Here is an 11,950-nt window from a genome sequence, read left to right on the forward strand (position 1 = left end):
GGATGACTAGATGCTGCGTTTTCTCTCCCGCAACAGCGATACGCCGGAACTTCGCAACGCACATTATCTGCTGAGACTGCCGCGATATTCCGATTACCGGCAGTGGCACAGGCTGCGCTCGGACAGCCGCAGCTTTCTTCAGCCATGGGAGCCGACCTGGCGCAGCGACGAGCTGACCGAAAGTTCGTTTCGGGTGCGCGTGACCCGCAACAATCAGGAATTTTCCTCCGGCACCGCCGTGTCGCTTCTGCTCTTCCTTGCGGATAGAACGCTGATCGGCGGCATCACCATCGGGTACATCCGCAGGGGTGCGGCGCAGAGCTGTATGATCGGATATTGGATGGGTGAAGCCCACGCGCGTCATGGCCATATGTCTGCCGCATTAAAACTGGTAATACCCTATATCTTCAACGGACTTCAGTTGCACCGTATTGAGGCAGCCTGTATTCCAGACAACTTCAAAAGCATCCGGCTGCTCGAAAATGCCGGCTTTCAGCGGGAAGGCCTCTTGCGCGAATATCTGAAAATAAACGGCGAGTGGCGGGACCACGTCATGTTTTCGCTGATTGCCGATAAACACGGTTCCGGCAGGACTGAGCGAGATTGATGACATATATGAGCCTCGTGTCGCGCCTGTTGAAACACCTGCCGGCGAAAGCATGTGCCACGGCGCTGTTGTTCTTCTGCGCCATCTTCTCCAGCCAGGCGCTCGCCTTCGAGCCGGTCAAGATTTCCCGCGACGACAATGCGCTCGATCTGACCGCCACCACCGACATCTACGCCAACCAGGGCGAGGCCTTCCAGGTTTCGACCGCGCCCGGACCTGACGGCATTCGCCGGCGCATCGAAGTGCGCGCAAGCTCTCCCGCGCACCAGGGCGATTGGGCGGTCTTTGCGCTCGCCAATGTCTCGGAAGAACAGCTTGAGCGCGTCATCGTCGCGCCGCACTTTCGTCTCGTCAATTCCAAGCTCTTCTGGCCCGATCTCGGCTCGCAGCGCATCATCGCCATCACCCCGAGTGAAGGCTTCGCGCTGGATCGCCAACCAAGCCCCGATGCCGACGTCTTCCGCATCACGCTGAATCCGGGTGCTGTCATTACCTTCGTGGCCGAGTTGTCCACGCCGCAACTGCCGCAGCTCTATCTTTGGGAGCCGGAAGCCTACAAGGACACGATCAACGCCTTTACGCTGTACCGCGGCATCGTGCTCGGGATTGCCGGTCTTCTCGCCGTTCTTCTCACCATCCTTTTCGTCGTCAAGGGCACCTCGGTTCTGCCGGCTTCGGCGGCACTCGCCTGGGCGGTTCTTGCCTATATCTGCGTGGATTTCGGCTTCCTCGAAAAGCTGATCACCGTGACCTCAAGCGACGAGCGAATGTGGAGGGCGGGCGCCGAAGTGGCGCTCGCCTCCAGCTTCGTGGTCTTCCTGTTCACTTATCTGAATTTGAACCGATGGCACGCGCATCTGGGTTACGCGACATTCGCCTGGATCATCGGGCTGGGCGCGCTCTTCGGCGTGGCAATCTACGATCCGTCCATTGCATCCGGTATCGCGCGTGTCTCCTTCGCGTTGACGGCCACTGTCGGGATCGTGCTGATCATCTATCTCGGCTTCAACCGCTACGACCGCGCCATTCTGCTTGTGCCGTCCTGGGCGTTGATCCTGGTCTGGCTCTTCGGCGGCTGGCTGACGGTCACCGGACAGCTGGACAATGACATCATTCAGCCGGCACTTGGCGGCGGTCTCGTTCTGATCGTGCTCTTGATCGGCTTTACCGTCATTCAGCACGCCTTTGCGGGAAGTGCGTACCAACAAGGTCTGTTCTCCGATCTCGAGCGGCAGTCGCTGGCGCTCACCGGTAGCGGCGATACGGTGTGGGACTGGGACGTGACGCGTGACCGCATCGTCACCACGCCGGACGTTTCGATCAAGCTCGGGCTGCATCCCGGCACCATGCATGGTGCTGCGCGCAACTGGCTGCCGCGCCTGCACCCAGACGACCGCGACCGGTTCAAGGCAACGCTCGACGTGTTGCTGGATCATCGCAAGGGGCGGCTCAATCATGAGTTCCGCATTCGCGCCGAAGACGGCCACTTCCACTGGCTACAGATCCGCGCGCGTCCGGTTCTCGGTTCCAACGGCGAAATCATCCGCTGCGTTGGCACCATCACTGACATCACGGAACAGAAGAATTCCGTCGAGCGGCTGTTGCAGGACGCGCTGAACGACAATCTGACCGGCCTTCCGAACCGTCAGGTCTTCCTCGACCGTCTGCAATCCATGTTGAACCTGGCGCCAGATGGCGACACGGTTCGCCCCACGGTGATGGCGATCGACATCGACCGCTACAAGCTGGTGAACGATACGCTTGGGATTGCTGCTGGCGACAATATTCTGATCGCGTTGACACGTCGACTTCGCCGCCTTCTGAAACCGCAGGATACGCTTGCCCGTCTAGGCGGCGATGAATTTGGCCTGATCCTCGTCTCGGAGCGCGACCCACAGCGCGTGGCCGACTTCGCCGATGCGGTGAACAAGGCCATCATGGTGCCGATCAATTTCGCCAATCGCGAGATCATTCTGACGGCTTCGATCGGCCTCGTCTCCTGGATCGACCAGCAGGAAAGTGCTGCCGGTCTGTTGAGCGACGCAGAACTTGCCATGTATCGCGCCAAGCGCGCCGGGGGCAACCGCGTCGAGCCGTTCCGGCCTGCCTTCCGCACCTCCGGCACAGACCGTCTGCAGATGGAAAGCGACCTGCGCCGCGCACTTGAACGCAAGGAGCTCACGCTCGCCTATCAGCCGATCGTCAAGCTGGACAATGGCGATCTTGCCGGATTTGAAGCGCTGATGCGGTGGGAACATCCCAAGCGCGGCAACATCCCGCCAAGCGAGTTCATTCCGATTGCCGAGGCCTCCGGCCTTATCGAGCCGCTTGGCATGTTTGCACTGGAGCGGGCTGCGAACGATCTGATGGATTGGCAACATGCCATCGACAAGCTGCCGATCTTCATATCCGTCAACATCTCCAGCGCGCAGCTGCTGAACAACGAACTCTACAATGATGTTCGAAGCATGCTGCAGCGGACACGCTGCAATCCCCAGCAGCTGAAGCTGGAACTGACGGAATCGATCGTCATGGAAAATCCTGAGCAGGCACGGCTTGTGCTGGCGAAGCTCAAGGAGACAGGCCTCAGTCTTGCGCTCGACGATTTCGGCACGGGTTACTCGTCGCTCGCCTATCTCACCCGCTTCCCCTTCGACACCATCAAGCTCGACAAGGCACTGATCGCCAATACCAGCGACAAGCGGAATGTGCTGCTCCGCTCGATCATCGCCATGGCGCGTGCACTTGAGATGCAAGTGGTGGCCGAAGGCATCGAAACGCCTGAGGATGCGGCAGAGCTTGCCCGCATGAATTGTCACTACGGGCAAAGCTTCCTTTTCGGGACGCCGGATACTCCGGAAGCCGCTCTTCGCCTTTTACGCGAGCGCTTTCAGGTCTTCAAACGCGCCTGATTACTCTGCAGCCTGCGGCTGAAAAGCTTGGTTGTTTGAGACTGGCGCCGGTGCGTTGAGGTCAGAGTTCGCCGGAATTTTACCATGAACGAGGTCATGGATGAATTGCAGCTTCTCGACAACGGCGGGCGTCAGCACGAAGGGGTAGAGATCGGCTTCACCCATGCTGCGTTGCATGGAGTTCAGCGCGACGCTGAGAGGCACCCAGGCGTTGACGAGACGCTGTGCGCTGCGAGCACGGTAGGGGTCGAACGCCACTTCGGTAGCCATGTCTTCATGGCCTTCCGGCTCGATGGCAATGCCGAAGGCATGGGCCGTTTCAAGCGTATCGACGATATGAAGATAGTGGGCGAAGCACTCTGCAAAGTCTTCCCACGGATGAACCGAGGCATAGGAGCTGATATAGATTTCCTGCCAACCCGGTTTCGGTCCCTCTTCGTAATTTCGTTTCAGCGCTTCGCCATAATCTTCACGTTCATCACCGAAAGCGGCGCGGAACGCTTCGAGACGGCCGGCATCACGAACCAGCTTGTTCCAGATGAAGTGCCCGACCTCGTGGCGGAAGTGGCCAAGCATGGTGCGGTAGGGCTCGTTCATATTGGCACGAACCTGCTCACGCGTCACATCATCCGCTTCGGCCGCACGGATGGCAATGAGGCCCTCGTCATGGCCCGTCATGGCGGGGATCACGGATCCATCTGCAGCGATCTCGTCCACCAGGAAGTCAAACACCAGACCGCCCTGCGGATCGGCATCGCGGTTCGGGTGGGGCAGGTTAAAGCGCAACATCGAGTAGAAGAGATGCCGCTGCGCCTGACTAAGGCGTCGCCATTGTTCAATGCCGTCCTGGGTGGAGGTATCCGGAACAAGACGGTTATGGTTACAGGCGGGGCAGAAAGGCGTTTCGCTATCGGCTGGGACTGCCCAGTTGCAGATGTCGTTGACTTCATTGGCGCAGAAGCGGACCTGATGATCCGGCTTCGATACCAGCGTCCAAAGCGGGTCGCCGGCTGGATCCAACGCTTCCATTGAAAGCGTCTCCGGTACGAAAGCTAACCTATGGCCGCACCGAACACAGGAGCGGTTGTCGAAGTGAACGGGCTGTCCGCAGGCAGCACACGAGAAAAGTTGCATCCCTATCTCCTGGGCATCACGATTGATTGGGAAATTGACTGTGCAAGCGAAGAGCGCATGTGTCGGATTTCAACACATGCGCTCTTTGACCTTTGAGGTCATTCAGGTGCGGCGTCCTCACTGAGAGGAAGCGCGTCTCCTGTTACATTCTGTCGACGGTGTCCTTGACGACATCCTTGGCCTTGCCAGCAGCGGTCTGGACCTTGCCCTTGGTTTCCTGCGCAGCACCTTCGGCGCGCATACGGTCGTTGCCGGTAGCCGAGCCAACGCCCTGCTTTACCTTGCCAGCAACTTCATTTGCCTTACCAGCGATCTTATCGGATGTGCTACCCATGACTATTCTCCCTAGTTTATGCCAGGCTCGGTGCTGGCTACCGGGGAGAAAACGTCATGAATATAATTTTGTTCCTCGTCATCTTACCCTTTCAAAGCGAAGATCAGGCATGCCCTGCTTCGGCCGAAAGCATGCGGGGGTCGACCCCCATCAAAGCAAGCGCGCGCTCATACTTGTCATCCAGAGACCGGTCGAAGATCAGCTCTTCCGAGGCCGGGCAATTCAGCCAGCCATTATTGGCGATCTCGTTTTCAAGCTGACCCGCTGCCCAGCCGGCATAACCCAGCAACATGGTGGCGCGCTGCGGCATTCGGCCGTTCGAAATGGCGCGCACGATGTCGAGTGTGGCCGTCAACGAGATGTCGTCGCTGACAGGAATACTGGATTCGCTGGAGTAATCATCGGAATGAAGCACGAAGCCCCTGCCCGTCTCCACCGGTCCACCAAACTGGATGGGAAAGTCGCGCGTGCGGTTTGGCAGCATGATCGCATCGTTGCTGTCCATGATCTTCAGATGCAGGAGAACATCGGTGAAGGTGATCTGCTGGCCGCGGTTGATGATGAACCCCATGGCACCGGCCTGGGAATGCGCACATATATAAATGACAGAGCGCTCAAAGGCGCTGTTGGCGAGCCCCGGCATGGCGATCAGAAACTGACCATCCAGAAAGCCCCGTTCCTTCTTGTCCATGAGGGTCGAAAAAACCAAGAGCGCCTCCCCTTTCAGCGCCCCATAGCGACGCCGGTGTGGTTTCACCTTTTGGTAAGGATGAGGCATAGCGACCTATCAATCAACCGAAAATGATGAATGAGACAAAATCGTAACTGGTCGCTTCACCCCGGTTGCGCTAGACGAAGAGTATGACCCGTTCGATCTCCTCCCCCCTTCGCACCTTTCTGATCGCCTTCATCGCGGTTGTTTCAACGATCGTCTTTGCAGAGGCTGCCAAGGCCGACACGACCGAATGGGCGACGAGCGAAGGCGGGCGCATGCGCGTCGTAAGCCTGCCGCCTGATAGCAGCGGAAAAATCGAGGCGGTGCTTCAGATCGATCTCAAGCCTGGCTGGATCACCTATTGGCGCGAGCCGGGGGAAGCAGGCATACCGCCGCAGTTGAAGCCCGACCCGGCAAGCGGCGTGACACTGTCTTCCATGTCGTTCCCCGTGCCGAAGCTGATCAAGAATGACGACATCACCGATATTGGCTACGACCAGCCGGTGAACTTTCCGATCACCTTGCAGTCCGGCGCAGGCCATGACACCGACGCGGCAAAGCTGACGGCTTTCATCGGCGTCTGCCTCAATATCTGCATCCCGTTCGAAGCAAGCTTCGACATCGACCGTAAGGCAGAGGCCACGCAAGACGAGGTCGCCTCCATCCAGTCGAGCAAGGCAAATCTTCCAGAGGCGTCATCGGACGATTTCAAGGTGGTCAATTTCCACATCACGCCGGATAAGACCCTGCTCGGTGTGGAGTTGTATTTGCCCGAGGGAGCGCCGAAGGAGGCCGACATCTATGTCGCCGGGCCATCTGGTTATGCCTATTTCGAGCCGCAGAACCTGGTGCGCGACAAGCGCAAGCTTTCCTTCTACATGAACATCAAGGGTCTGCCGAAGAGCTACAATCCAAAGGGGCAGAGCTGGCACATTCTGGTCAAATCCGGCACGCGCGCCATGGAAGCGCCGCTGAATTTCCCTGCTCAGTGAGGGATCTCGGATATCCGAGAAAACGGCTTCACAGTTTTCTCGATCATGCTCTATAGTCGCGCCGTCATTGCCACAGGAGCGATATTATGACCATCAAGATCGGCGACAAGCTGCCCTCCGCGACCTTCAAGGAAAAGACCACGGATGGCCCTGTCGAAACCACGACCGACGAGCTTTTCAGCGGCAAGAAGGTTGTCGTCTTTGCCGTTCCAGGCGCATTCACACCAACCTGCTCTTTGAACCACCTGCCCGGCTATCTGGAAAATCGTGACGCCATCCTCGCACGTGGCGTGGACGATATTGCCGTCGTTGCTGTCAATGACTGGCACGTCATGGGCGCGTGGGCGCAATCGAGCGGCGGCCAGGGCAAGATCCACTTCCTCGCAGACTGGGACGCGTCCTTCACCAAGGCGCTTGGCCTTGATGCAGATCTTTCGGGCGGCGGTCTTGGCGTGCGCTCCAAGCGCTATTCCATGCTGGTCGATGACGGCGTGGTCAAGTCTCTGAACATCGAAGAAAATCCCGGCCAGGCAACGGTATCCTCCGCTGCCACGATGATCGAACAGCTCTGATCTTACGGTCATCACGTCATCGAAATTGGCCCGACATCGCGTCGGGCCTTTTGCATTCAAGGGGCGTCGTAAGGCTGAAAGAGACTGGTAAAGTGCGCCTTTCTTCCGCCTCAATTGTTACACCATAACAGTAACGGTATAACATTTTTGTGAGCGCGCCATGTTGCGTTTGTTTTTCCCGTCTCCCCTGCTGCGCCAATCCGCAGCATACCGAATTCTTCTGGTTTCCCTGCTCCTCCTGCCTCTTTGGGCTGCGATCTATTGGGCTGTGGTTTTGCCATGATCGACACGCCCGTTCTTCAGATCGAAAACCTCACAGTGGCCTATGAACGGCATCCGGCGGTTCATCATATCTCCGGTGCGTTTCATGCCGGAAGCCTGACGGCCATCGCCGGACCAAACGGTGCGGGCAAATCCACACTGCTTAAATCCATCATCGGCGAGTTGCGGCCATCGGAAGGGCGGATCATTCACTCCTTGAAGCGCACTGATTTTGGCTACCTTCCGCAAGCCGCTGATATCAATCGGCGCTTTCCGATTTCCGTTCTCGATACCGTACTGCTCGGAGCGTGGAAGGCGGCGGGCGCATTTGGGCGCGTCACGGCTGAGCAGTTGAACGCAGGTCGCCACGCATTGTCGGCGGTCGGTCTTGAGGGCTTCGAGAGACGGCCGATTGGCTCGCTGTCGGCCGGGCAGTTTCAGCGTGTACTTTTCGCGCGGCTTCTGGTGCAAGATGCCAAGGTCATTCTGCTCGATGAACCCTTCACCGCTATCGATGCCAGAACGACCCGCGATCTGCTCGACATCGTCGCACGCTGGCATGGGGAAGGCCGCACCGTGATTGCTGTCCTGCATGATTTCGATCAGGTGCGGGCGCATTTTCCTCAGACGCTGCTGATCGCCCGCGACCTCGTTGGCTGGGGTGCGACTGCCGATGTCATGTCGCCTGCCAATCTCCTGCGTGCCCGCGCCATGGCCGAACGCTGGGACGAGAATAGCGACATCTGCGAGCCTGCCGCATGACAGCATACGATCTCTTCATAGCGCCGTTTCAGGATTACGGCTTCATGCGCCGGGCACTCGTCGCCTGCCTTTGCCTCTCGGTTGGCGCAAGCCCCATTGGTGTCCTGCTTGCCCTGCGGCGGATGAGCCTGATGGGGGATGCGCTGAGCCACGCCATTCTCCCGGGTGCGGCAATCGGCTATCTGGTGGCCGGCTCGCTGTCTCTGACCGCGATGGGGCTTGGAGGTCTCGTTGCGGGGCTTTCGGTCGCACTTCTTTCCGGTATCGTCAGCCGCGTAACGCCGCTTCAGGAAGATGCGAGCTTTGCAAGTTTCTATCTGGCGTCGCTCGCCCTTGGTGTTCTGATCGTCTCCCTGCACGGCTCAAATGTCGATCTGCTGCATGTGCTCTTCGGCACGATCCTCGCGATCGATGCGCCAGCGCTCTATCAGATCGGTGCGATTACCTCGCTGACGCTGGTGGTAATGGCAATTATCTACCGACCGTTGGTGACCGAGTGCTTCGACCCCGGCTTCCTGCGCGCCGTCGGCGGCCGCGGCCCGATCTATCACGTGGCATTCCTGCTCCTCGTCGTCATCAATCTGGTCGCCAGTTTCCAGGCGCTTGGAACGCTGATGGCTGTCGGCCTGATGATGCTGCCAGCAGCGATCGCTCAACTTTGGGCACGCAGCCTGCCCGCCATGCTGGCGATTGCCAGCGGCAGTGCCGCTGCCTCCGGCTATCTTGGCCTCGTTGCTTCCTACCATTTCGAGACGGCGTCCGGACCGACCATCATCATCGCGGCCACCTGTCTCTACGGGCTCTCCATTCTGGTTGCGCCAGCGGGCCTTGGTTCCCGCATTTTCACCCGCCCTCATCTGAAGGGCTAATTTTAGGAGAATGCCAATGTCACCACGCCTCTTCCTTCTTTCGACCGCACTTCCCATCGCCATGGCCTTTTCCACCGCCGCTTTGGCGGGAGAGGTGAAAGCCGTCGCCTCCTTCACCGTGCTTGCCGATGTGGTCAAGCAGGTGGGCGGCAAGCATGTGACCGTTACCAGCCTGGTCAAGCCGGATGGCGACCCTCATGAGTTCGAACCGTCGCCTGTGAATGCAAAAAGCCTTAATGCCGCAGATGTCGTCTTTGTCAGCGGGCTTGGTCTGGAAGGATGGATGGACCGGCTGATTTCCGCGTCGGGCTACAAGGGAACACCTGTCGATGTGTCCCAGGGCATCAAGACGCGCGAGATGGATGAGGATGGCAAGACTGTGACCGATCCGCATGTCTGGAACAGCCCGGTCAACGTCAAGGTATGGGTGAAGAATATCGAGACGACGCTTGCCACCGCCGACCCGGCCGACAAGGATGATTTCAAGGCAAATGCTGCCGCCTATCTTCAGAAGCTTGATGAATTGGATCGTTACGCGCACCAGAAGTTCGATCCCATCCCGCAGGATCGCCGTAAGATCCTCACAAGCCATGACGCCTTCGGATATTTCGGCCGTGAGTACAACGTCACGTTCCTCTCGCCGCTCGGCGTTTCGACGGAAACGGAAGCCTCTGCCGGCGACCTGGCAAAGCTGATCGAGCAGATCAAGGCAGAGCACGTCAAAACCTATTTCTTCGAAAACTCGAATGACCCGAGACTGGTCAAGCAGGTGGCCAAGGCAACGGGCGCTGCCCCAGGCGGTGAACTCTATGTCGAGTCCCTCTCCAAGGCGAATGGCCCTGCACCAACATATGAGAAGATGTTCCGCTACAACGTCGACAAGATCGCCGACGCCATCAACAAGTCCAGTTGATTTGAAACTGAATGGCCCTCGTTACCCCAAGCCGGGTGACGAGGGCCATTAATCTTCGATGCCGGAAACTCGGCTACGTGTGGTCAGACAGCCATGTCGAAAACGAGGATACCGGCCAGGCCGCCATCGGTCAGGCCAGCCAGGCGTTCGCCAACCTCGACGTGTTCCGGATGCACGAGATAGTCGTCGCGCGCTTCGGTGCTGTCAAAGGTGACGATGAAGCCATCCAAAAACCCACCATTCAAGCCTTCCGACGATACGTTCTGGCCGCACTTGATGTCGGAAATGCCGGGAATGACGTCCTTGAGCGCCATGATTGCCTCATAGATCGCATGTTTGTCGGACGTGGTGGTAGCGGATTTAAACCGCAGGAATACGCAGTGAAGTATCGTCAAGTGTCTCTCCTCTTCGACTGTGCAGCTCGGTCCGAGACTACACCATCGCTTCATGACCGCCGTTTGAACGGTTCCATGCCTTTTCGCGCCAGTTCATCGGCGCGTTCGTTTTCCGGATGTCCGGCATGACCCTTGACCCAGTGCAGCGTGACCTTGTGTCGCTCGCGCGCCGTCTCCAGCGCCTGCCAGAGTTCGACGTTTTTGACCGGTTTATTGTCGGCCGTCTTCCAGCCCTTTTTCTTCCAGCCGAAAATCCACTTGGTGATGCCATCCTTGACGTAAGCGCTATCGGTGTAAAGATCGACCTCGCACGGGGCCTTCAGCGCATTGAGCGCCTCGATGGCCGCCATCAGTTCCATGCGATTGTTGGTGGTGTCTGCCTCGCCGCCGTTCAGTTCCTTTTCCACCTCGCCATAGCGAAGTACGGCACCCCAGCCGCCCGGTCCGGGATTGCCCGAACAGGCGCCATCGGTGAAGATATCGACATGCTTCATTCTTCCACCAGACCATATTCGGCCACATGGCCAATGGAGCGGTGAAAGCGCAGCTTGCGCAGATATTCAAGCGGATCCTTTTTGACCACCAGAGCGCCAGCGGGCGTCGTCAACCAGTCATAGAGGCGGGTCAGGAAGAAGCGCAGTGCGGAGCCACGCGCCAGAATCGGCATGGCCTCCAGCTCGGCTTCACTCATCGGGCGCACCGATTGATAGCCTTCAAGCAGCGCCTTGCCCTTGGTGACGTTATAGGAACCATCCTTCTCGAAGCACCAGGCGTTGAGGCAGATCGAGACGTCATAGGCGAGAAGATCGTTGCAGGCAAAATAGAAGTCGATCAGGCCGGAAAGCTCATCGCCCAGGAAGAAGACATTGTCCTGAAAGAGATCGGCATGGATGACGCCCGACGGCAAATCCTTCGGCCAATGGGCGGCAAGGAAGGCGATTTCCGGATCGATCTCGTCCTTCAGACCGCTTTCGACTTCGTCGGCGCGGGCTTCGGACTTCTCCCACAACACCTTCCAACCCTCGAGTGAAAGAGCGTTTGGCCGCTTGATGTCGAATCCTTCGCCCGCCACGTGCATGGCCGCCAGCGCCTTGCCGACTTCCCGGCAATGCTTGGCTTCAGGTTTTCTAAGCCACATGCCTTCCAAAAACGAAATCAGCGCTGCCGGACGGCCGGACAACTCACCCAGTAGCGCACCGTCTTTTCGCGGCAGGGGTAGCGGGCAGGACAGACCTTTGTCTGCCAGATGCTGCATCAGTCCCAAAAAGAATGGCAGATCAGACTTCTCCACGCGCTTCTCGTAGAGCGTCAGGATCAGCGGGTCTCTCGTCGTGTGCAGCAGGAAATTGGAGTTTTCGACACCCTCGGCGATCCCTTTATAGGAGGTCAATTCGCCGACGTCATATTGGCCAAGAAACTGTCTCAGCTCGTCTTCGGTGATGTCCGTGTAAACTGCCAATGGAATTCTCTTGAAAAGGAATGAA

Annotated in this window: 13 protein-coding genes; 7 read left to right on the forward strand and 6 right to left on the reverse strand. The window is 58.3% G+C overall.

Features of this window, described 5'->3' with window-relative positions:
* Positions 1-10 precede the first annotated feature (10 nt).
* Both ACTJK5_RS08630 and ACTJK5_RS08635 read left to right on the forward strand, forming a co-directional pair.
* Positions 11-607, forward strand: a complete 597-nt coding sequence (locus ACTJK5_RS08630) for a GNAT family N-acetyltransferase (protein WP_440612171.1) — start codon at positions 11-13, stop codon at positions 605-607.
* Positions 607-3,519 carry a sensor domain-containing phosphodiesterase gene (locus tag ACTJK5_RS08635; protein WP_062599464.1) on the forward strand — a complete coding sequence of 971 codons (2,913 nt, stop codon included), beginning with the start codon at positions 607-609 and terminating at the stop codon, positions 3,517-3,519. Before ACTJK5_RS08630 ends, ACTJK5_RS08635 begins: the two co-directional genes overlap by 1 nt.
* On the opposite strand, the gene ACTJK5_RS08640 is transcribed toward ACTJK5_RS08635, so the two are convergent.
* The 3 genes from ACTJK5_RS08640 to ACTJK5_RS08650 form a co-directional block, all read right to left on the reverse strand.
* Positions 3,520-4,653, reverse strand: coding sequence for a zinc-binding metallopeptidase family protein (locus tag ACTJK5_RS08640; RefSeq protein ID WP_111847578.1), 1,134 nt, complete (start codon positions 4,651-4,653; stop codon positions 3,520-3,522).
* Positions 4,654-4,795: 142 nt separating this feature from the next.
* Positions 4,796-4,987: a CsbD family protein gene (locus ACTJK5_RS08645; protein WP_440612172.1), complete on the reverse strand. Its 192-nt coding sequence runs from the start codon at positions 4,985-4,987 to the stop codon at positions 4,796-4,798.
* Between the two features lie 103 nt (positions 4,988-5,090).
* A complete protein-coding gene (locus ACTJK5_RS08650) occupies positions 5,091-5,696 on the reverse strand; it encodes a YqgE/AlgH family protein (protein ID WP_112952189.1) in 606 nt (201 codons plus the stop codon).
* Between the two features lie 152 nt (positions 5,697-5,848).
* Here ACTJK5_RS08650 and ACTJK5_RS08655 point away from each other — a divergent pair, with 152 nt between their 5' ends.
* From ACTJK5_RS08655 to ACTJK5_RS08675, 5 genes are all read left to right on the forward strand, one after another.
* Positions 5,849-6,694 (forward strand): protein-disulfide reductase DsbD domain-containing protein, encoded by an 846-nt coding sequence (locus tag ACTJK5_RS08655; protein ID WP_440612173.1) that lies wholly within the window; start codon positions 5,849-5,851, stop codon positions 6,692-6,694.
* An 86-nt stretch (positions 6,695-6,780) separates the two neighbouring features.
* Positions 6,781-7,266: a peroxiredoxin gene (locus tag ACTJK5_RS08660; RefSeq protein WP_062425879.1), complete on the forward strand. Its 486-nt coding sequence runs from the start codon at positions 6,781-6,783 to the stop codon at positions 7,264-7,266.
* A gap of 279 nt (positions 7,267-7,545) precedes the next feature.
* Positions 7,546-8,289, forward strand: a complete 744-nt coding sequence (locus tag ACTJK5_RS08665) for a metal ABC transporter ATP-binding protein (RefSeq protein WP_440612174.1) — start codon at positions 7,546-7,548, stop codon at positions 8,287-8,289.
* A complete protein-coding gene (locus tag ACTJK5_RS08670; RefSeq protein WP_062425881.1) occupies positions 8,286-9,158 on the forward strand; it encodes a metal ABC transporter permease in 873 nt (290 codons plus the stop codon). Before ACTJK5_RS08665 ends, ACTJK5_RS08670 begins: the two co-directional genes overlap by 4 nt.
* 16 nt (positions 9,159-9,174) lie before the next feature.
* Positions 9,175-10,071, forward strand: coding sequence for a metal ABC transporter substrate-binding protein (locus tag ACTJK5_RS08675; protein ID WP_440612175.1), 897 nt, complete (start codon positions 9,175-9,177; stop codon positions 10,069-10,071).
* 83 nt (positions 10,072-10,154) lie between these two features.
* Here ACTJK5_RS08675 and ACTJK5_RS08680 read toward each other — a convergent pair whose 3' ends face one another.
* The 3 genes from ACTJK5_RS08680 to ACTJK5_RS08690 are packed head-to-tail and all read right to left on the reverse strand — an operon-like array spanning position 10,155 to position 11,925.
* On the reverse strand, positions 10,155-10,460 hold the full coding sequence (locus ACTJK5_RS08680; protein ID WP_440612588.1) for a Dabb family protein: 306 nt from the start codon (positions 10,458-10,460) through the stop codon (positions 10,155-10,157).
* 56 nt (positions 10,461-10,516) lie between these two features.
* Positions 10,517-10,960, reverse strand: a complete 444-nt coding sequence (gene rnhA, locus ACTJK5_RS08685; protein WP_062425884.1) for a ribonuclease HI — start codon at positions 10,958-10,960, stop codon at positions 10,517-10,519.
* Positions 10,957-11,925, reverse strand: a complete 969-nt coding sequence (locus ACTJK5_RS08690) for a homoserine kinase (RefSeq protein WP_440612176.1) — start codon at positions 11,923-11,925, stop codon at positions 10,957-10,959. The genes rnhA and ACTJK5_RS08690 overlap by 4 nt, the downstream gene beginning before the upstream one ends.
* Between the last annotated feature and the right edge of the window lie 25 nt (positions 11,926-11,950).

It is taken from the genome of Agrobacterium sp. 22094, assembly GCF_052046015.1.
Classification (GTDB): domain Bacteria; phylum Pseudomonadota; class Alphaproteobacteria; order Rhizobiales; family Rhizobiaceae; genus Agrobacterium; species Agrobacterium cavarae.